This window comes from Rhodococcus sp. NCIMB 12038, assembly GCF_002165735.1.
Taxonomy (GTDB): Bacteria; Actinomycetota; Actinomycetes; order Mycobacteriales; family Mycobacteriaceae; genus Rhodococcus_F.
On sequence record NZ_NHML01000047.1, the window covers coordinates 12,555 to 33,569 of the forward strand.

The 21,015-nt window shown below is 68.1% G+C and carries 18 protein-coding genes and 1 pseudogene; 12 read left to right on the forward strand and 7 right to left on the reverse strand.

Going from position 1 to position 21,015, the window contains the following annotated elements:
- Positions 1–101: 101 nt before the first annotated feature.
- The 3 genes from CA951_RS39330 (at position 102) to CA951_RS44705 (ending at position 2,528) form a co-directional block, all read left to right on the forward strand.
- Positions 102–1,391, forward strand: coding sequence for an MFS transporter (locus tag CA951_RS39330; RefSeq protein ID WP_087562012.1), 1,290 nt, complete (start codon positions 102–104; stop codon positions 1,389–1,391).
- 106 nt (positions 1,392–1,497) lie between these two features.
- The gene (locus CA951_RS44700) at positions 1,498–1,935 is read left to right on the forward strand and encodes a hypothetical protein (protein ID WP_256974272.1); all 438 of its coding nucleotides are present in this window, start codon (positions 1,498–1,500) and stop codon (positions 1,933–1,935) included.
- Between the two features lie 11 nt (positions 1,936–1,946).
- On the forward strand, positions 1,947–2,528 hold the full coding sequence (locus CA951_RS44705) for a hypothetical protein (protein WP_256974273.1): 582 nt from the start codon (positions 1,947–1,949) through the stop codon (positions 2,526–2,528).
- Here CA951_RS44705 and CA951_RS39340 read toward each other — a convergent pair.
- Genes CA951_RS39340 through CA951_RS39350 form a run of 3 tightly spaced genes read right to left on the reverse strand, consistent with a single transcriptional unit; the run spans position 2,458 to position 6,526 of the window.
- Positions 2,458–4,044: a GMC oxidoreductase gene (locus CA951_RS39340; protein ID WP_087562013.1), complete on the reverse strand. Its 1,587-nt coding sequence runs from the start codon at positions 4,042–4,044 to the stop codon at positions 2,458–2,460. The genes CA951_RS44705 and CA951_RS39340 overlap by 71 nt on opposite strands.
- Positions 4,041–5,828: a thiamine pyrophosphate-binding protein gene (locus CA951_RS39345; RefSeq protein ID WP_087562014.1), complete on the reverse strand. Its 1,788-nt coding sequence runs from the start codon at positions 5,826–5,828 to the stop codon at positions 4,041–4,043. The genes CA951_RS39340 and CA951_RS39345 overlap by 4 nt, the downstream gene beginning before the upstream one ends.
- 32 nt (positions 5,829–5,860) lie before the next feature.
- Positions 5,861–6,526, reverse strand: a complete 666-nt coding sequence (locus tag CA951_RS39350) for a ThuA domain-containing protein (RefSeq protein WP_087562015.1) — start codon at positions 6,524–6,526, stop codon at positions 5,861–5,863.
- 197 nt (positions 6,527–6,723) lie between these two features.
- On the opposite strand from CA951_RS39350, the gene CA951_RS39355 reads away from it, so the two are divergent.
- From CA951_RS39355 to CA951_RS39395, 9 genes and pseudogenes are all read left to right on the forward strand, one after another.
- On the forward strand, positions 6,724–7,785 hold the full coding sequence (locus CA951_RS39355) for a LacI family DNA-binding transcriptional regulator (RefSeq protein ID WP_087562016.1): 1,062 nt from the start codon (positions 6,724–6,726) through the stop codon (positions 7,783–7,785).
- Positions 7,786–7,828: 43 nt separating this feature from the next.
- Positions 7,829–8,713, forward strand: coding sequence for an LLM class flavin-dependent oxidoreductase (locus CA951_RS39360; RefSeq protein WP_087562017.1), 885 nt, complete (start codon positions 7,829–7,831; stop codon positions 8,711–8,713).
- Between the two features lie 107 nt (positions 8,714–8,820).
- Positions 8,821–11,010, forward strand: a complete 2,190-nt coding sequence (gene treS / locus CA951_RS39365) for a maltose alpha-D-glucosyltransferase (RefSeq protein ID WP_087562018.1) — start codon at positions 8,821–8,823, stop codon at positions 11,008–11,010.
- Between the two features lie 73 nt (positions 11,011–11,083).
- A complete protein-coding gene (locus tag CA951_RS39370) occupies positions 11,084–11,827 on the forward strand; it encodes an SDR family oxidoreductase (protein ID WP_087562019.1) in 744 nt (247 codons plus the stop codon).
- A gap of 10 nt (positions 11,828–11,837) precedes the next feature.
- Positions 11,838–12,296, forward strand: a complete 459-nt coding sequence (locus tag CA951_RS39375) for an Rrf2 family transcriptional regulator (protein ID WP_087562020.1) — start codon at positions 11,838–11,840, stop codon at positions 12,294–12,296.
- 58 nt (positions 12,297–12,354) lie between these two features.
- Positions 12,355–13,006 (forward strand): annotated as a pseudogene (locus CA951_RS39380) (hypothetical protein).
- A gap of 148 nt (positions 13,007–13,154) precedes the next feature.
- Positions 13,155–14,693: an arylsulfatase gene (locus CA951_RS39385; protein WP_087562021.1), complete on the forward strand. Its 1,539-nt coding sequence runs from the start codon at positions 13,155–13,157 to the stop codon at positions 14,691–14,693.
- 5 nt (positions 14,694–14,698) lie between these two features.
- A complete protein-coding gene (locus CA951_RS39390; RefSeq protein ID WP_087562022.1) occupies positions 14,699–15,640 on the forward strand; it encodes an HAD family phosphatase in 942 nt (313 codons plus the stop codon).
- A 75-nt stretch (positions 15,641–15,715) separates the two neighbouring features.
- Positions 15,716–16,600, forward strand: coding sequence for a formylglycine-generating enzyme family protein (locus tag CA951_RS39395; protein ID WP_256974276.1), 885 nt, complete (start codon positions 15,716–15,718; stop codon positions 16,598–16,600).
- A 6-nt stretch (positions 16,601–16,606) separates the two neighbouring features.
- Here CA951_RS39395 and CA951_RS39400 read toward each other — a convergent pair whose 3' ends face one another.
- The 4 genes from CA951_RS39400 to CA951_RS39415 form a co-directional block, all read right to left on the reverse strand.
- On the reverse strand, positions 16,607–16,954 hold the full coding sequence (locus CA951_RS39400; protein WP_087562024.1) for a YidH family protein: 348 nt from the start codon (positions 16,952–16,954) through the stop codon (positions 16,607–16,609).
- Positions 16,951–18,438 carry a hypothetical protein gene (locus tag CA951_RS39405; RefSeq protein ID WP_087562025.1) on the reverse strand — a complete coding sequence of 496 codons (1,488 nt, stop codon included), beginning with the start codon at positions 18,436–18,438 and terminating at the stop codon, positions 16,951–16,953. Before CA951_RS39405 ends, CA951_RS39400 begins: the two co-directional genes overlap by 4 nt.
- A gap of 128 nt (positions 18,439–18,566) precedes the next feature.
- Positions 18,567–19,937: an amidase gene (locus CA951_RS39410; RefSeq protein ID WP_087562026.1), complete on the reverse strand. Its 1,371-nt coding sequence runs from the start codon at positions 19,935–19,937 to the stop codon at positions 18,567–18,569.
- Between the two features lie 36 nt (positions 19,938–19,973).
- Complete coding sequence (locus tag CA951_RS39415; RefSeq protein WP_087562027.1) at positions 19,974–20,948, reverse strand: D-2-hydroxyacid dehydrogenase; 975 nt, start codon at positions 20,946–20,948, stop codon at positions 19,974–19,976.
- Positions 20,949–21,015: the final 67 nt, after the last annotated feature.

Below are 21,015 nucleotides of genomic sequence, written 5' to 3' on the forward strand. Positions count from 1 at the left end.
GTCGGTGTTGATCGAAAGTTCACGCACTCGCTACTCGCTGAACGGATGCCTACCCCCGTAGGCGCCTGCGGCGGTCCGAGACCTACGGCAAGGACGAAATCATGGCAACACATGGAGCAGGCACCGCTCCCGTGCTCGACCATACACGCGTGCGAAAGGCGCGAATCGCAACATTTTTCGGCTTCTTCCAGTTGGGCGCCGTGATGTTGATGTGGTCGACGAGCACCACTTCGTTGCGTGGTCACCTCGGATGGGAAGGCGACGGCGGCGACTCGCAGTTCGGCCTCCTCGCGCTGTCGATCGGCATCGGCGCCGCCGTCGGTTGCTTCGCCATCGGCCCGTTCATCGATCGGTACGGCCCGCGAAACACGGCCATGCCCACGATGGTGATCTACCCGCTCTGTTACATCCCCCTCGCGTTCCTCGACGGACTGATCGGAGCGATGGCGATCGGCGTGCTCATCGGACTGCTCCGCGGCGCGTTCGACACGGCGTTCAACACCCACGGTGTGCAGGTCGAGCGGTACTACGGGCGACCCATCATGTCCGCGTTCCACGCCGCCTACCCGGCGGGTGGCTTCGTTCTCGGTCTCGTCGGCAGCGCGCTGGCCCGGCACTTCACCGACAGCCCGGCCGTCGCCTACATCTCGATCGGCGTGGTGTTGTCGGTCCTCGGTTTCGTCTTCGGCAAGTGGCTCCTCTCCCTCGACGAGTTGCTGCCCCCGGAGCAGGACGAGATTCCGGGCGCCGCCGACCCCGCCCACCCCGGGAAGCGGTCGGCCACCACGGCGACGCTGCTCGTGATGATCGGATTCGGTGTGCTCCTGCTCGGGTCGATGCTCAGCGAGGGCGCGGTCCTGGACTGGGGTCAGGAATTCGTTCGCCGCGCGGTCGGCACCACGGCGGGGCTGGCGGCGACGGCCGTGACGCTCTACTCGGGTGCGCAGTTCGTCGGCCGCTTGTTCGGTGACAGGCTGGCGGAGTACTTCGGTGCCCGCCTCATCGTCGGCGCGAGCGGTGTCATCGGTGCCGCCGGTGCTCTTCTCGCGATGCTGGGCGGCTCGGCGCCGCTCGCGCTCACCGGCTTCGTGCTGCTCGGTCTCGGCCTGGCCTGCATGGCACCGCTCATGCTGTCGGCTGCCGGGCGACGCGATCCGGAGAATGCGGGACGGAACATCGGTCTCGTCAACGCGATCGGCTACGTGGGCATGCTCGTCGGGCCGGCGGCGATCACCGTCGTCGTCGACAACCTCGGTATCGAATGGATGCCGCTGCTGCCGGCCATCCTCCTCGTGCTGATCGCGATCGGCGGTCCCGCCCTGATGCGCCTGGTGCCGCGCTACCACAAGCCGGTCGACGAGACGAGCAGGCGCGAGGTGGCGGCCGGGTAGCTCGTTCGCCACTCCGGTTCCCACGGTCCGGCACCTCTCCCGAGGTGCCGGACCGTTGTTTGTTGATACGACTAACCGCATTCCCCGACGCGAACAGGAGACAGCTGTGCCTACCGAGAGTCCGCCGTTGAGGCGCGGTGAGCGTGGCTGGAAAGCAGCAACTTTCGTTATCTTCACCGGAACGGGGATCACCTACGCATCCTGGGTGACCCGCACCCCGGCCATCCGCTCCTCCCTCGAGGTGGGCACCGGCGACCTGGGCTTGATCATCCTCGGTCTGTCGATCGGATCGATGGCCGGACTGCTGCTCGCCGGTCCGGTCGTCGCCCGCATCGGCGCCCGTCACGTCATCACGGCCGCGGCCGCGGCCACGATCGCGAGCCTCGGCCTCCTGACGGTCGGGCTCGGATCGGGTCTCGCGGGTCGCGGCCCTGGCTGCTTCCGCCGGCGTCCGGACGAGAGGTCACGCGTACACGCCGTAGGCCGGGCGCGTCCGGGAACGCGACGGTCTGGCGGGACACCCGGATCGTCCTCCTCGGACTGATCGCGCTCGGCATGGCGTTCGCGGAGGGCAGTGCCAACGACTGGCTGCCGATCGGGATCGTCGACGGCTATGGAGTCGCCTCGTCGACCGGTGCCGCGTTCTACGTCGTGTTCGTGGCCGCGATGACGGCGGGCCGCCTGCTCGGCGGGCGTGTCATCGACCGGTACGGCCGCTCCGTGACCGTCCGTTGGTCCGCGGTGCTCGCGGTGGCAGGGATCCTGTCGGTCATCCTGGCGGGCAACCTGATCCTCGCCGCGCTCGGCCGCGCGTTGTGGGGTGTCGTTGTCGCCCTTGACTTTCCGCTCACAATGTCCGCGTCGGCCGAATCGGACGAGGGCGCCGCACGTCGTCCTGGCGGGCGCCGTCCTCGCGGGACTGGCTGCCCGCGCGGCCGGACAGACGCGCGCGACCGAGGAGTCTCCACTCGCCTCCATGAGGTGACAGCGACGATCCGCGGACCCTTCCGCCGTGTCGCACCCGTCGAGCGGGGCGCGACGCGGTCGGAACGGCCGCGGATCGAGGTTATTCTGCGGCGGACGCGATGTGGGGTGCGACCCGCAGCGCGTTGGCTGCGATGGTCAGCGCGGGGTTGAGCGCCGCCGACGACGGGAAGAACGACCCGTCCACCACCCACAGATTGTCGACGTCGTGACTTCGGCAGTGCGGGTCGAGGACACTCGCCGCCGGATCGGTGCCGGCGACCGCGGTTCCGCACATGTGCGAGTTCGTCGCGATCCCCATCCGTTCGGTGAGGATGATCGGATACCGCGCCCGGCGGACCGCCGCGGAGACGCGGCGAACCAGTTCACGGTGCGGCGCAGTGTTGTTGGGTGTCCAGTCGACGATGATCCGGTCGCCGTCGACCCGAACCCGGTTGCTGCGTGCCGGGAGATCCTCGGTGGTGAGGTAGATGTCGAGACTGCGATCCACCACCGCCTTCAGCGCCCACATCGGCGCCCAGGGCCGTGCCCCCTTCACGTGCGCGGCCTGCAGTTTGCCGAGCATCTGCAGATTGCCGAGCGGGTACTCGTTGTCGGGGCCCGCGACGTACCAGTCGTTGATTCCCAGCGTCTTCTGCCACGCGGTCGTGTTGGTCCGGAGGGGGTTCACGCCCATGAAGAACGTGCTGTTGTGCACCATGTAGTTCCGGCCCAGTAGTCCCGACGAGTTGCCGAGACCGTCCGGGTTCCGTTCGCCGCCCGACCGGAGCAGCAGCGCCGCGGTGTTGACCGCCCCCGCCGAGACCACGAACTGGTTGGCCGTGATCCGGATGGTGCGGCCACGGAACTCGGCCTCCGCGGCGACGATTCGAGTGCCCTTCGCGTCGGTGAGCAGACGCGTCACCTTGGCTTCGGTGAGCAGGCGCACCCGCTCCGACTCGAGGGCGGGGCGCAGCGCGCGGTTCTCCGCTTCACTCTTGTGGTCGGTCTGCGACGGGGTGCCGTCCGACGCCGTCGACTGCCGGCGATGCTCCTGCGTGGTCAGGTTCATGCCGTTCGGCGTGTGGAACGGGTGCAGACCCTGCTTGCGCAGCGAGGAGGCGAAACGCTCCATCGTCGGTTCGTGCGGCAGCGGGGGCAACGGATACGGAGACGACCGCGGGGGTTCGGTCGGATCCTCGCCGTCGACGCCGTGCACCTGGTAGAGACGCTCCGCCTCGGCGTAGAACGGTTCGAGGTCGGCGTAGCTGAACGGCCACTTCGGTGAGACGCCGTCGTAGTGCTGCGTCTCTTCGAAATCCGTGACGCGGAAGCGGGGAAGGCTGCCGCCGTAGAACTTCGTGTTGCCGCCCACCCAGTAGTACACACCGGGCTGGAACGGCTCACCGTTGCTGCCGTCGAACCACGGTTCGGCGGTCTTGTACCGGCCCTCGAGGAACATCTCCGCGGCCTGCGAATTCTCCACCTCACGGGGGAGGAACCGGCCGCGCTCGACGACCAGGACGTCGACGTCCCGATCCCGGAGCGCCCACGCCAGGGTCGAACCACCCATCCCGGACCCGACGACCACGACATCTGCCGTGACCGTGTCGGAGTCGCCCACCTCCACCACCGCGCCCTCGCGCAGCGGTGAATACGCGTCGATCTGATCGTGGCCCGAGGTTCTCACAGGTGCTGTTCCTTGGCTCGGGTCGCCCAGTACTCGTCCTGACGTTCGTCGTCGATGTACGCGGGGACGGGGAAGTCCCACCACCCGGGAACCCACGGTCCGGCGGCGTCGCGATCCGTCGGGATCTCGATCAGGGCAGGCGCTTTCGAGTCGAAGGCCTTCCGGTACGTGTTCTCGAGGTCGGCCGGGTCGTCCACCCGGAACGATTCGAGGCCGAACGACTGGCCGAGAGCCTTGAAGTCGGGGCTGTACGGGGTGCCGTCGGGGCGGTTGAACTCGGTGCCGATGTGCCGGCTGGTCTGCTTGCGCTGCCCGCCCCGGATGGACATGAAGCCCGCGTTGTCCTGGACCACGAACACGACCGGAATGTCGTGCTGCACGCAGACACCGATCTCCTGCGACGTCATGAGGAAGTCGCCGTCACCGACCACACACGCGACCTGACGGTCGGGGGCGGCGAGCTTGGCGCCGATCGCGGCGGGCACGGCCCAGCCCATCGACGAGAATCCGCCGGAGGTCAGGTGCGTGCGCGGGTGATATACCGGGAACGTCTGCTTCACGGCGCCCTGGGTGTTGCCGGAACCGGCGACGATGATGCCGTCCCGTTCCATCACCGACCGCAGGCCGCCGAGGGGGCGCTGCGAGGTGAACGGGAACCGGTCGGAGTCGCGACGGCCGGCGAGCTTGGCCTCCCACTCCGCCTTCAGCTGCTCGAGTTCGGCGAGGTATTCGGAGCGGTCGGCGCCGCTGCGGGGGAGGGAGGAGACGATCGCGGCGACGGTCGGCTTGGCGTCGGCGACGATGCCGACCTCGGCCGGGTAGTTCTTGCCGATCTCGTGCGGGTCGATGTCGATGTGGATGAGCTTGGCGGGCGGAATCGAGAACGTCACTCCCTGCGCGTAACTCGAGGACGACCAGTCGGTGAACCGGCATCCGATGGAGATCACCACGTCGGCGCGGGAGGCGACGGCGTTGCCCACGATCGTTCCGGTCTGGCCGACGCTGCCGGCGAACAGTGCGTGGTCCTCGGGGAACGCGCCCTTGCCGTTCCACGTGGTGACCACGGGGATCTGCCACGCCTCGGCGAGAGCGAGCACCTCGTCGGCCGAGTCGGACGTGATGGCGCCGCCGCCGACGACGATCACCGGCCTACGCGAGTCGCTGAGCACGTCGACGGCCTTGTCGATGGCCAGCGGGTCGGGCTGCTGTAGGCCGACCGGCAGCCGTCGCGCGAGGTCGTGCAGGGAGACGTCGGCGGCCTCGGCCTGCACGTCCATCGGCACCTCGATGTGCGCCGGTCCCGGGCGGCCGGTCAGCATGGTGCTGAACGCGCGGTGCATGATGAACGGCAGTTCCTCCACCCGGGTGGCGACCCAGCTGCGCTTCGACACCGCGTCGGTGACCTGCGGAAATCCGTTGTCGGTGTGCCGCTCGAGTTCCTGGAGCAGACCGCGTCCGCGCATGTGGGTGGGCGGCCCGCCGGTAATACACAGCAGGCTCGTCGAGTCGCTGTACGCGGTCGCGAGACCGAGCACGGTGTTCGCGGCGCCCGCCCCGATCGACGCCACCGCGGCCATCGGCTTGCCGGACACCCGGTAGTAGCCGTCCGCGAGGTGCGTGGCGCTCTGCTCGTGGTAGACCTGGATGAACGGGATCTCGGATCCCTTCTCCAGGAACGCATCGGTGAGCGACCAGATGCCGTGGCCGGGAATGCCGGTGACGTATTCGACGCCGTACTGTTTCAGGACCTGGGCGACCACCTGTCCGCCGGTCAATTTCGCCATGATCGTTTCTCCTCGTGTCGTGATGGGTCGTGTCAGTTCGCTACGCGGGCGGCGTAGCGCAGTCCCTGCTTGGTCAGCCGGCGGACGTTCGGGTCGGACAGGTCGGCCGGGGTGTGGCCGATCGAGTGGTAGAAGACGCGGCCTGCGCCCCACTGCCGCACCCACGCCACCGGGCTGCGCAGCCCCTCCAGCCAGGGCAGGTGCTCGCCGCTGAACTCGGTTTCCGCGAGGACCCGGTTGTTCGGGTCGACGTGCATGTAGTACTGCTCGGACGCCACGGCGAAGTCCTCGACACCCGCCGTCACCTCGTGCTCGCGGTCGGTGATGCTCACCTTGTACGGCTGCGGGAAGGCTTCTCCCGCAGGGTGTTCGACGAAGTCGCCGCCGAGCAGGAAGTGGTACTTCAGGCTCGCCCGGAACGCGGCGGCGGCCCCGTGCCATGCCGCGACCCCGGTTCCCGCGGCGACGGCGTCGAGCAGGTTCTTCTCCTGCGAATCGCTGAGGTCCTCGGTGGTGAGAGCGTTGTTCCAGCCGAGCACGATCAGGTCGTAACCGCTCAGGTCGCGGTCGAGGGTGAAGATGTCCTGCGACTCCTCGACCTGGTAGTTCAGCTCGGAGAACAGTTCGCGTGTCCACGCGGCGATGTCGTACGGATGGTGGCCGGGCCAGCCGCCGTAGAGGTAGAGGACCTTGGTCATGAGTGCTCCCGGGGGTGGTGAAACTGGAATGGTGAAACGATTAACTTATGGTGGTGAATCGTATCACTGGATGGAGTGCTGTCAATGGGTGCTTTCGAGGGAGCGCGGGAAGCGCCCGGGCGCGGACTAGGATCGGTCTTCGCCATCGGTGCGCAACGGCCGGTTGTGGCCGATGAACGCCGACGAGGGAGTGCCACGTGGTCACGATGAAAGACGTCGCCCGAACTGCCGGGGTGTCGGTCGCCACCGTCTCCTACGCGTTCAGTAAATCGTCGAAGGTCTCTGCGGCACAACGGGAACGCATTTACTCCGTCGCGGCGGAACTCGGCTACGCCGGGCCGAACATCGCCGGGAGCAGCCTGCGGTCGGGGCGGATCGGCGCGGTCGGCGTGATCGTGCCCGATTCTCCCGTGCAGGCGCTCGAGGATCCGTCCGTGACCCTGCTGATGAAGGGCATCGCGGAGATCGGGAACTCGGCCGACATCGCCCTGACCCTGTTTCCGGCCTCCCGCGGCGGCGCCCCGGATTCACCGCCGAACTCGCTGGTTCTGCGTGGGCTCGTGGACGGGGTGGTCATCCACAACGTCCCGGACGGTCATCCCCTGGTCGAGGCGATCATCGCGCGCGGGATCCCGGCCGTCGTCGTCGATTCGCCGAGAAGCGCGGGGCTGCCGTTCGTGGCCATCGACGACCGGAACGGCGCCTATCTCCAGATGGATCACATCCTGAAACTGGGCCACCGGCGCGTCGGGATCATCGTCGACAAACTCGGCCTGGACTCCGACTGCCGGATGGTCACGGCGGAAGACGTCGGTGCGGCAACCGAGCGCAACGCACGCGAACGCCTGGCCGGCTATTTCGACGCGGCCCGCGACCATCACCTTCCGGTGGGGGAATTGTCCATCGTGGTGGCGGGCAACATCGACCGTGCCGCCGGCGCCGAGGCCACGCGGATCCTGCTCGCGTCCGCGCAACCTACCGCGCTCGTGGCGACGTCCGACGTGCACGCGGTGGCGGCGTGGCAGGTGTTGCGCGAGCGCGGGCTGTCGGTGCCGGACGACATGTCGGTCATCGGTTTCGACGACGCGCCCGTCGCAGAACTTCTCGGTCTCAGCACGATTCATCAGCCGATCGTCGAGAAGGGGCGTGCGGCCGCGACGATCCTGCTCGATCGGCTGGGTGGCGGCACCCGCACCCGATCGTTGATGAAGACGTCACTGGTCGTGCGCGGCAGCACCGCCCGGGTGCGGGAATCGTGACGATGCCCCGCGGCGGCCGGGCGTCATCGCGCATGATGGATCGATGACGACTGCGGTGCCGCGGCTGGGCGTGACGTTCATCCCGACGATCGAACCCGAGCGGTTGAGGGATTTCGCGCGGGTGGCCGAGAGCAGTGGTCTCGACGAGATCTGGTTGTGGGAGGACTGTTTCAAAGAAAGTGGCGTCGCGTCGGCGTCCGCGGCGCTCGCGTGGACGGAACGCATCCACGTCGGTGTCGGGTTGATGCCCGTCCCGCTGCGCAATGTCGCGCTCACCGCGATGGAGATCGCCACGATGGCCCGGTTGTTTCCCGGCCGGGTGATCGCGGGTGTCGGGCACGGGGTGCAGGACTGGATGGGGCAGGTGGGTGCCCGGGCCGGGTCGCCGATGACCCTGCTCGAGGAGTATTCGGTGGCGCTGCGGGCGCTGCTCGACGGGGAGTCGGTGAGCACCCGGGGGCGGTACGTCCGGCTCGACGACGTGAAACTGGACTGGCCCCCGGCCGAGCGGGTGCCGCTGATGCTCGGGGGCGAAGGTCCCAAGTCGATCCGCCTGGCGGCACGGCTGGGTGACGGCAACCTGCTCCCGTCCGCGGTCGGCGACGACGACGTCCGCCGGACCCGCGATCTGATCGCGGAGGAGATCGGCGCGGCCCGGGCCGCCTCTCATCATGTGGTCGTCCCGAAGATCGCCGCGACCGGCGACGGTGCGCAGCGACGGGTGGATGCGGAACTGGCGCGGTGGGAGAAACCGGCCGACACGGGAATCGGGGTCGCCGGTGACGCGGCCACCATCGCCGCGGAGGTGCGCAGACTCGCCGATCTGGGTGCGACGTCCGTGGCGATCACACCGACCGAGGACGAACCGGATCTGCTGGGATTCGTCGAATTCATCGGACGGGACGTCAAACCGCTGCTCGCCAGGTGATCGCGCGGTTCGATCTCCAACTCCGCATGCCGGGCGGTCGTTTCCGTGGGACGGTGGACGGGTAGCCGACCGGTGCGGCGGAGTCGACGAGATGACGACGGAGGACCATGAACCCCGAGATCCATCACGAGCCCAGCGAGATCAGCTACGACGAGCAGTTCTATCCGGCGCGTCCGCGGCCGTTGAAACCGTCGGTCCGCCGCGCGGCGAGGGTGGATGCGCAGTCGGGTGAGCCGGTGCCGGACAACCCGAAGTACGTGGAGTGGCTGATCAACCAGTCGATCCTGCACGATGCGAAGTTGATCGCGGAGCAGTTGTCCGGCAAGGGCAGCATGTGGCAGAACCCCTATGCCGACCCCGATCCGCGGGCCGCGGTGGAGCGGGGTTCGGTGTGGTTCACGGCGTACCCGATCTCGATCATCACCGCGCCGGGCGCGAGTTTCCTGAGTTCGCTCGGCGACGAGTCGCTGTGGCAGGCGTTCTCCGAGATCGGGGTGACGGCGGTGCACACGGGGCCGGTGAAGCAGGCCGGTGGGATCAAAGGGTGGCGGGCGACGCCCTCGGTGGACGGCCACTTCGACCGCATCAGCATGCAGATCGACTCGGCGTTCGGGACGGAGGAGGAGTTCCGCAAGCTATGCGTCGTCGCCGCAGCGTACGACGGCATCGTCATCGACGACATCGTGCCCGGCCACACGGGTAAGGGTGCCGACTTCCGGCTCGCCGAGATGGCGCACGCCGACTATCCCGGCATCTATCACATGGTGGAGATCGAACAGCAGGACTGGCACCTGCTTCCCCGCGTGCCGGACGGCCGGGACGCGGTGAACATCGACGCCGACACGGAGGCGCAACTCGCCCGCGCCGGGTACATCATCGGGCAACTGCAGCGCGTCATCTTCTACGAACTCGGGGTGAAGGAGACCAACTGGAGTGTCACGCCCGCGGTGATGGGGGTGGACGGCGTCGAGCGCCGGTGGGTGTATCTGCACTATTTCAAGGCCGGGCAGCCGTCGATCAACTGGCTCGATCCGTCGTTCGCGGGCATGCGCCTCGTCATCGGCGACGCATGCCATTCCATCGCCGACCTCGGCGCGGGCGCGCTCCGCCTGGACGCCAACGGTTTCCTCGGGGTGGAACGCCGCACCGAGGGACTTCCCGGCTGGTCGGAGGGGCACCCGCTGTCGGAGGCGGCGAATCACCTCATCGCCAGCATCGTGCGGAAGATGGGCGGATTCACGTTCCAGGAGTTGAACCTCACCATCGACGACATCAAGGCGATGGGCACGACCGGCGCCGACCTGTCGTACGACTTCATCAATCGGCCCGCCTACCACCATGCGCTGGTCATGGGGAACACCGAATTCCTGCGGTTGACGATGAACCTCGCCCGCGATCACGGCGTCGACGCGGCGTCGCTCGTCCATGCTCTGCAGAACCACGACGAACTGACGTTCGAGCTGGTCCATTTCGCGACCCTGCACAAGGACGACGAGTTCGACTACGGCGGCGAGTCCGTCACCGGGACCGACCTCGGTGACCGCATCCGCAAAGACCTGTGCGAGCGGCTCACCGGGCGGTGGGCGCCGTACAACCGCACGTTCACCACGAACGGGATCGCCTGCACGACAGCCAGTGTCATCACCGCAGCGCTGGGCATCCGCGACCTCGACCGGATGGACGATGCCGACATCGACACCGTCAAGCAGGCCCACCTGCTGCTGGCGATGTTCAACGCACTCCAGCCGGGAGTGTTCGCCCTGTCGGGCTGGGACCTGTGCGGTTTGCTTCCCGTGCCGTCCGAGGACGTCGCCGATCTCCTCGCCGAGGGAGACACCCGCTGGATCAACCGGGGTGCGCACGACCTGATGGGCGTCAACCCGGATGCCGAGCGGTCGGAGTCGGGCATTCCCCGTGGACGCAGTCTGTATGGGAGTCTGCCTGTGCAACTGCAGGATCCGACGTCGTTCGCGCGCAGGCTGGCCCGCATCATCGATATCCGGAACCGATTCGGCATCGCCACCGCCGTCCAACTCGACGTGCCGACCGTGTCCCACAAGGGGCTGCTCGTGATGGTTCACGAACTGGCGGACTCGAGTCTGGAGGTCACGGTCCTCAACTTCACGTCCGAGGAGATCGCCGCGACCGTCCAGTCGCAGTTCCTGCCTGCGGGCTCGCCTGCGGTCAACTTGTTCACCGACGAGCACATCGGTGCCGTGGACGAGCTGCACAGTTTCCCGATCACCCTCGCACCGTACGAGGGCGTGCCCGTCATGGTGCGGCCGGAATCGGCGTGATGCGGGTCTTGACTCGGACAACACTTGTCGGAGTAAACTCGGACATGACTTATCCGAGTAAAGGAGACAAGACGTGAAGATCGTCATTTTCGGGAACGGACTGATCGGACGGCAGGTCGCGGCGAAGCTCGGCGAGGCCGGGCACGACGTCGTGGCCCTCGGCCGCGGCGACGGAATCGACACGACCACCGGCAAGGGTGTCGCAGAGGCCGTCGCGGGAGCCGACGCGGTGGTGGACCTGACCAATTCGCCGTCGTGGGCGGACGACGACGTCCTGGCGTTCTTCCGGGACTCGACGAAGCACATGCTCGCCGCCGAGGAAGCCGCAGGCGTCGGGCACCACGTGGTCCTGTCGATCGTCGGCGCCGACAGGCTTCCCGACTCCGGATACATGCGGGCCAAGGTCGCGCAGGAAGACGTGGTCAAGGCCGGTCCGGTGCCCTACTCGATCGTGCGGTCGACCCAGTTCTTCGAGTTCATCGCGGGCATCGCCGACGCCGGCACCGTCGGCGACACGGTGCACGCGACGCCGGCGCACCTGCAGCCCATCGCCTCGCGCGATGTCGTGACCCGGGTGGCGGAGGTCGCCGCCGGCGCCCCGCTGAACGGCACCGTCGAGATCGCCGGTCCCGAGCCGCTGGGCATCGACGAACTGGTGCGCCGGCTGTTCGCGTCGACCGGCGACAAGCGGACCGTGAGGAGCGATCCCGCCGCCGGCTACTTCGGTGCGCAACTCGACGACGCGGCCATCACGCCGACACCCGGCGCCGGCGCCTGGATCGCCCCGACCACCCTGGACGAATGGCTTCGCAAATAGGGTTGTCAGCATGAAGATTTCCGGTGGTGTGGAGTGGTCGCTCCACTGCTGCGTCGTGCTCAGCCAGGCCGAGGGCCCAGTGCCCACCGCCCGGCTGGCCGACCTGCACGGGGTGTCGAAGTCCTATCTCGCCAAGCACCTGCAGTCGCTGGCCCGGGCCGGTCTCGTCCACCCGACCGAGGGCCGCGACGGCGGGTACGTCCTCACCCGCGCCCCCGGGGACATCACCGTGCTCGACGTCGTGCAGGCGGTCGACGGCGCGGGGCCGGCATTTCGGTGCACCGAGATCCGGCAGCAGGGGCTGCTCGCCGCGCCACCGGAACAGTGCACGGCCCCCTGCGGCATCGCGAAGGTCATGGCCGACGCGGAGCGTGCGTGGCGGAACACGCTGTCGGGTGTGACGATCGCGGATCTGGCGGCGACGCTGGACGTCTCCGTTCTCAAAGCGACGCTGGAGGCGTCCGGATAGCTGCTCGATCCGCGGTCCCTGTTGCCCCGGAGCGCGACCTCGGCGAACACTGAATCTCATGGCCGGCACACGGGGCGATGCCGAGTACCACCGGCTGCGGACCCCACGGGCCGCAGCCGTCGCCGGTGTCGTCTTCGGCGTCCTGTTCGCCTCCAGCATCGTCCTGCTGCGCAGCGCACTGCCGGGTGCCGCGGGCACCCGTGGGTGAGCCACCAGACGCAGATCACGTCGGCCCTCATCCTCGCGCCGTTCGCCGGCATCGCGTTCCTGTGGTTCATCGGCGTCATTCGCGATCGGCTCGGAGAACTCGAAGACCGATTCTTCTCGACCGTCTTCCTGGGCAGTGGGCTGCTGTTCCTCGCGACGACGTTCGTGTCGATGGCACTCGCCGGGGGAATGCTCGCCATATCCCGGCTGCCCGACGCTCCGCAGAACGACCTCGTCTACTTCGGTCGCGAGGTCATGTTGCACGTGAACAACGTGTACGGAGTTCGCATGGCCGGGGTGTTCATGATCTCGCTGGGGACCATCTGGCTGCGCACCGGGCTGATGCCGCGGTGGCGGCCGTCGCGACCTACCTGCTGTCGCTCACGCTCCTGGTGGTCGTCAGCTTCAGTCTCTGGGTGACGCTGGTGTTTCCGGTGTGGGTGATGGTGATCAGCGTGTACATCCTGACCGTGGACCGGCCGGCGTCTGTGCCACCGGACTGATGGCCGTCCGGCGGCACGAGGTTCTCACCCGGTGCGGGTGATGTGGCCGGGAGGTCCCGCGAGCATCGTCAGGACTGCGAGTCCCGGCTGTCGTGCGGGCGACGGCCGCAGGGAAATCGCAGCCGACCGATGACGCGAGGAGAGCACGATGACGGACGCGAAACCCAACATCCTGGTCATCTGGGGCGACGACATCGGAATCACCAATCTCAGTTGCTACAGCGACGGACTGATGGGCTACCGCACACCGAACATCGACCGTCTCGCCGACGAGGGCATGAGGTTCACCGACTCCTACGGGGAACAGAGCTGCACCGCGGGCCGGGCGGCGTTCATCACCGGGCAGAGCGTGTACCGGACCGGCATGAGCAAGGTGGGCATTCCCGGTGTCGACGTCGGGTTGTCGCCCGAAGACCCCACCATCGCCGAACTGCTCAAGCCCCTCGGGTACGCGACCGGGCAGTTCGGGAAGAACCATCTCGGCGACCTGAACAAGTATCTGCCGACCGTGCACGGGTTCGACGAGTTTTTCGGCAACCTCTATCACCTCAACGCGGAGGAAGAACCCGAGCTCCCCGACTATCCCAGCGCGCACGACTATCCGAAACTGCACGAGGTGATGATGCCGCGCGGCGTCCTCCACTGCTGGGCCACCGAGGAAGACGGCGGCGAGGTCGATCCGCGGTACGGGCCGTTCGGGAAGCAGCGCATCGAGGACACCGGGCCGCTGAACAAGAAGCGCATGGAGACCATCGACGACGAGACGGTCTCCGCGGCAATCGACTTCATCACACGGCAGAAGGAAGCGGACACACCGTTCTTCGTGTGGATGAACACGACGCACATGCACCTGCGGACCCACACCAAACCGGAGAGTATCGGGCAGGCCGGGCACTGGCAGTCGCCGTACCACGACACCATGGTCGATCACGACAAGCACGTGGGCCAGTTGCTCGACGCGGTCGACGAACTCGGTCTCACCGAGAACACCATCGTTATCTACAGCACCGACAACGGCCCGCACGCGAACACGTGGCCGGACGGCGCGACCACCCCGTTCCGCAGCGAGAAGGACACCAACTGGGAGGGCGCGTTCCGGGTCCCCGAGGTGATCCGCTGGCCGGGGAAGATTCCCGCCGGCGTCGTATCCAACGAGATCGTTCAGCACCACGACTGGCTTCCCACGTTCCTTGCCGCCGCGGGTGCGCCCGAGGTCGTCGAGCAACTGAAGACCGGCCACGACGCCGGCGAGAAGACGTTCAAGGCGCACATCGACGGCTACAACCTCCTGCCGTACCTCACGGGTGAGGTCGAGACGTCGCCGCGCCGGGGAATGGTCTACTTCTCCGACGACGGCGACGTGCTGGGAATCCGTTTCGACAACTGGAAGATCGTGTTCATGGAGCAGCGGGCGCAGGGCACCCTCGGGCTGTGGGCGGAGCCGTTCACGCCGCTACGGCTGCCGAAACTGTTCAACCTGCGCACCGACCCGTTCGAGCGTGCGGACATCACGTCGAACACCTACTGGGACTGGTTCCTCGACCACGACTACATCGCCATCTACGGAACGGTCATCACGACTCAATTCCTCGAGACGTTCAAGGAATTTCCTCCGAGGCAGGAGCCGGCGAGCTTCACGATCGACCATGCGGTGGCGAAGTTGCACGCCTTCCTGGCGAAGGACTGACCGGGATGGGCGCCGGACTGGGTGGTTCCTGGTCGGACGGATCGTCGCGGTCCGCGATCGAGGACTTCGTGGGACGGGTGACGGCCCCGGGACCGGATTTCGTCGAGCCGGCGGACCGGGTGGCCGTTTTCGACAACGACGGCACACTGTGGTGTGAGAAGCCGATGCCGATCCAGCTCGACTTCACCATCCGGCGGCTGGCGGAGATGGCCGCCGACGATCCCGAACTGCAGCAGACGCAGCCCTGGCAGGCCGCGCACGAGCACGACCTGAAGTGGCTCGGCGCCGCGATCGTCAAGCACTATCACGGCGACGACGCGGATCTGAAGCTGTTGATGGGTGCGATCACCCGGGCGTTCGACGAGATCAGCGTGGAGAACTACGACGCCCGGGTCACCGCGTTCTTCGACGGAGCGGACCATCCGACGCTCGATCGCCCGTACCGGGGCTGCGGATACGCACCGATGGTCGATCTCCTGCGCTACCTGGAGGCGAACGGATTCACGCTCTACATCGCGTCCGGCGGTGACCGGGACTTCATGCGCCCCATCGCCGGGCAGCTCTACGGGATACCGCCGGAACGGATCATCGGCAGTGCACTCGGCCTCACCTACCGCGCCGAGGAAGGCCGAACGGAGCTGCTCTACAAGGCGGCGATGGATTTCTTCGACGACGGACCGGAGAAACCGGTGCGGATCTGGAGCAGGATCGGTCGGCGGCCGATCCTGTCGGTCGGCAACTCCAACGGCGACCTGCCGATGCTGGCGTTCTCCGGGCTACCCGACCGCCCGGCCCTGCGGGTGCTGATCCTGCACGACGACGCCGACCGCGAATTCGACTACGTCGCCGGTGCCGAGCAGGCCCTCGAAGAGGCACGAGCGAACGACTGGACCGTGGTAAGCATGAAGAACGATTGGACGAGCGTCTTCTCGCCGGCCGTCACCTGAGCAGTCGGAAGGGGAGATTTCGTGGACACCGTGACCGTTTCCGACGTCCGTCGCATCCCCGCCCAGACGTTCACCATGGGCTCGGATCGGCACTATCCGGAAGAGGGTCCGGCGCATCGGGTGGCGGTCGATGCGTTTGCGATCGAGGCGCACCAGGTCACGAACGAACAGTTCGCGCGGTTCGTCCGAGACACCGGTTACGTCACGGTCGCCGAGCGTCCGCTGGACCCCGACGACTTTCCGGGGGCGCCCGCGGAAAATCTGCAACCCGGATCGATGGTGTTCGTCCCCACCCGGGGACCGGTCGACCTCCGGCACCTGAGCCAGTGGTGGACCTGGACGGTCGGCGCGTCCTGGCAGCGACCCACCGGGCCGGCGTCGACGATCACCGGCCGTGAACGACATCCCGTCGTCCACGTCGCCCACGAGGACGCGGCCGCGTACGCACAGTGGGCCGGACGGTCCCTCCCCACCGAGGCGCAGTGGGAGGCGGCGGCGCGCGGCGGTCTCGACCAGGCCGAATTCACCTGGGGCGACGCCCCGGACGCCGGATCCCCGCCGCCGGCGAACTACTGGCACGGGGACTTCCCGTGGCGCGCCGACCCCGGGTACGGCACCACGACCGCCGTCGGAAGCTATCGGCCCAACGACTACGGACTGTTCGACATGGCGGGAAACGTGTGGGAGTGGACGGCCGACTGGTACGCCGAGCGGCACAGTGGTTCCGCGGAGTCGTGCTGTGCGCCACGCAATCCGCGTGGGCCCGGCATGTCGGACAGCTTCGACCCGCGCCAACCCCAATTCCGGGTTCCACGGAGGGTGATCAAAGGTGGATCGTTCCTCTGCGCCGACGGTTACTGCCGCCGGTACCGGCCCGCGGCGCGGCGGCCGCAGATGGTCGACACCGGGATGAGCCACATCGGATTCCGCTGCGTCGAGGCCGTGCCCGTATCAGAGTAGGCCGGGTCAGAGTAGGACCAGCACGGCGAGGAGCGCGAGCAGTGTGACGACGCTGGACGTGACGACGGCGGCGAACGTCGCCGGCGCGAATACCCCGGATTCGAGCTGCCTGCTGATGACCCGGTAGCGGTAGGTGCCGTAGGCGGATACCAGCAGGCCCGCGGCGATCAGGATGAATCCGGCGGCAATGGCGTGGTCGCCGCGGTGCGGGGCGAACTTCGCCACCGCCACCCCGAGTGCGGCGACACTGATGCCGGTGCGGTGCCACGCGAGATAGGTGCGTTCGTTCGCGAGGTGGTCGCGTGCGGTGCTGCCCGTGTTCGGCTGGGTGGGGCCGAAGATGTCGCGACTCACGCGCCGCCGCCCAGGAACCCGATCTCCGACAGGCTCGACTGGAATCCGGAATCGACCGGGGACAGTCCGGAGATCCAGACGAGGACGCGGGTGGTGGGTGCGGGCGTCCGGGCGGCGATGCGGGTGACCCCGGGCGCGAGCGTGGCGGCGCCGAGCAACTGGGTGTGGCCGATGTTGGCCCATGCGGCGGGCGCGGTCCGGATCTCGACCCGGGTGCCCGGCGTGGGGGATTCGATCCAGACGGTCCGCAGATCGACGGGCTGCGGGAACGACACGATCAGGCCGACACCGCCCGTCGTCGGCGGCAGTTGCTGCGGGTAGCGGTCGGTGGCCCAGAACGTTGCCGGGTTCGCATCGACCGCGAGCGACGCCCTCGTCCCGTTGTCGGGGAAGTGCTGGGGTGAGTAGACGGCCGCGGACGACGGGATCAGCGGCGTCGGGTCGGGTTCCGGCGCGGGCGCGATCTCGCTGAGAGTGCTGTCCGCGACGGCCGCGGGCGGTGCGTCCGACGCGGTGAACGCGGTGCTGATCGCCCACCCGGCGGCGCCGAGCGCGACGACCACGGCGAGCGCGGCGCTCATCGCGGGAAGCGGCGCCCGCGGTCGGGCCGACCGGTCGTCGGGCTTCGGGCGGAGCTTCTTCCTCGGGGCGAACGCGGGAGCCGACCGAGCCCGCGCGTCGGACAGCATCCGGTCGAGGGCGTCGACCATCGCCTGCGCGGTGTCCATTCCGGGTTGGCGGGTGAGGGCGTTCACGGCGACGTCGGACAGCCGGTGGGGAATTGTGGGCCGCACCCGATGCGGTGGGACGACGGAACCGTCACCCCGACGGCCGGCGGGGGGAAGTCCGGCCGGGAGGGTCTCGCCGGACTGCGGCAGCGGCCACGTGCCGAGCAACAGCGTGTACAGCAGCGCGCCGAGGCCGGCGACGTCGTCGGCCGTGCTGCTGTCGGCGAGGGTGGCGGGGAAGGCGAGGACCGCAAGTCCGTCACGGGAGATCCGCACCCGGTTGGGATGATCGAGTGAGATGCGGGCACCGAAATGGTGCGCGTCCGCGGTGGCGGCGGCGAGGTCGCGCACGATGCGCGCGGCGTCCAACGGCCGCGGAACCGTGCGCGCGATATCCGCGAGACGCCATCCGGGCGTCCATTCCGCGACCACGGCGATCCGGTCGCCGACCGCCGCGATGTCGTAGACCTGCGCGATCCGCCCCTCGTGGCTGAAGCTGGTCCCAGTGGTGTTCCGGCAGAACCGCTCCACCGGATTCGGACGGGTATCGGTGTCGCGGAGGTGCGCCGACTCGACGAGGCTGAGCGAGACGTCCCTGCACAGTTCGGTGTCGTGCGCGTGCCACCACTGCACCCAGTCGGGTCCGGCGAATCGTCCGAGGAGTGTGTATCGAGTGGCGACGACCATGCCCGGGGCGAACGGATCCCGGTCCTGCGGCGAATGCGGCGGGACCCCGGACACCGGCATTGCTGTCATCTACTCTCCCCGACCCCGAAAACTTCTGTCAGGCAACTGTCACCCGGCCGCAGAGCAGACGTTCGCAGCACCGGGCCCAGTCCCGATCATCCTCGGATGCCGCGCGAATCGGGTGCTTTTCGGCCGACCTAGCCGAGGACGTGTTCCGCGTACCGTGCGACCGCGAGCACGAGGTCGTCCGAATGCCGGGGGCCGATGATCTGCAGGCCCACAGGAAGACCCGCCGCGGTGCGTCCGACCGGGATGCTGATCGCCGGTTGCTGCGTCAGGTTGAACGGGTACGTGAACGGCGTCCACTGCGGCCACCCGGTGAGGTCGCTGCCCGGCGGCACGTCGTAGCCCGCCTCGAAAGCCGGAATGGGGACGGTGGGTGTGAGCAGGACATTGTGCGTCAGATGGAATTTGCCCATCGTGATGCCGATGTCCGCGGCGACCGCGCGAGCGTCGAGATAGTCCACCGCGCTGAACTTCTCGCCCCGTTCCCACACCTTGCCGAGACCCGGGTCGACCTTGTCGCGTGCCCCGTCCGGGAAGTTCTTCAGCATGGCCGCGGCCCCGGCCGCCCACAACAGTTCGAAGGCGTCGATCGGATCACCGAACCCGGGGTCGGCGGCGGTGACCGGCAGACCCGCGGCGTCGATCGCCTGCACAGCTCGGTCGACGATCGCCCGGACCTCCGGATCGACGGTCACGTAACCGAGCGTGGGGGAGTACGCGACGCCGAGTCCGACCACGTCGCGGCCGATCTCGCCGCGGAACGTCGTCGGGAACGGGGCCAGCGACGTCGGGTCGCGCGGGTCGGGCAGCGACAGGATGTCCATCAGCAGTGCCGCGTCCTCGACGGTGCGGGTGATCGGGCCTGCGTGCGCCAGCGGCCCGAACGGGCTCGCCGGGAACAGGGGGATCCGGCCGTGGGTGGGCTTGAAACCGACGACGCCGCAGAACGACGCGGGGATCCGCACACTGCCGCCGCCGTCGGTGCCGACGGAGCAGGGGCCGAGACCCGCCGCGACCGCCGCGGCACTGCCGCCCGAAGAACCACCGGCCGTCTTGGTCGGGTCGGCCGGGTTGAGGGTGATCCCGCACAGGGCGCTGTCGGTGACGGCCTTCCAGGCGATCTCGGGGGTCGTGGTCTTGCCGAGGAACACCATCCCGTCCTCGCGCAGGCGGGCGGCCACGGGACTGTCGACATCCCACGGCTGGTCCTCGTCGACGGCCTGCGATCCGCGGAGCGTCGGCCAGCCGTCCGTCAGGAAGATGTCCTTGATGGAGATCGGGACGCCGTCGAGCAGCCCCTTGGAGTAGCCGGTGTTCCAGCGCTCCTCGGAATTCCGGGCCTGCGCGAGCGCCCGCTCCTCGTCGACGAGGCAATAGGAATTGATGGCGCGGTCGCGCTCGGTGATGGCGTCGAGCATCGCCTGCGTGGCTTCCACCGGCGAAAGTTCTCCGGACGAGTAGGCCGTGACCAGTTCGACGGCGGTCATGTCGGTGGGATTCATGAGAACTCCTTCAGCCTGGACGTTCGGGCCCTGTCATCATCGGCTCGGTACGTACCCGAGATGCTTGTCAACTACGTTCTCGAGCGGGTACCCCGTCACCCAGCGTTCGAAATTGTCGGTGAACACGGTGACGAGGTCGTCTCGCCAGCCGGCGAAGTCGCCCGAATTGTGGGGTGTGATCGACACGTTCGGCATGTCCCAGAGCGGATGGTCCGCGGGCAGTGGTTCCGTGTCGAACACGTCGAGCGCGGCGCCCGCGATCGTTCCCGCCCGCAGCGCGGCGACGAGGTCGTCGGTGCGCACGAGCTCACCCCGTCCCACATTGACGAACCGCGCGCCCGGCTTCATCGCGGCGAACGTCGTATCGCGGAACAGGTGGCGGGTCTGCTCGGTGAGCGGGGCCACTGCGATCACGTAATCGGCGACGGCGAGCTGATTCGGAAGGTCTTCCGTGGCGGTGACCGTCCCGAAGTCGGGATCGGCATTGCGGGCGGTGCGACCCGACCCACTGACCTTCATCCCCGCGGCGCGGAGAAGCCGGGCGATCGCGCGGCCGATGGGTCCGGTGCCGACGATCAGGGCGGTGCGGCCCGCGATCCGCTCGGATTCGCGGTGCTGCCACGTGTGGGACTGCTGCAGTCGGAGCGAACCCGGCAGATCCTTCGCGAACGAGAGGATCTGGGCGAGCACGTACTCGGCGATCGCCCCGTCGAACACGCCCCGGGAGTTGGTGATCGTGACGTCGCTGTCGCGGGCCTCGGGGAACATGACGGGATCGACGCCGGCCGCGGCGATGTGCAACCACTGCAGGGAACCGGCGGCATGCCACGCTCCGGGCACCGCGTCGGTGAGGAAGTCGTAGAGGAACAGCACGTCCGCGCCGTCGAGGGCGTCACTCAGCCCCGCCCTGCCGGTGTAGCGAACTTCGGCACGGGACGCGACCGGTGCCATGAGTTCGTCGCTCGGCAGAACGTGGGCATGTAGCACCGCGACGATCGGGTTCCGACTCACGTTGACACCGTAAGAGTAACTCGTATGATTGTCAACAATCTGATAATGCTCGGGCGCGGCCGAAACG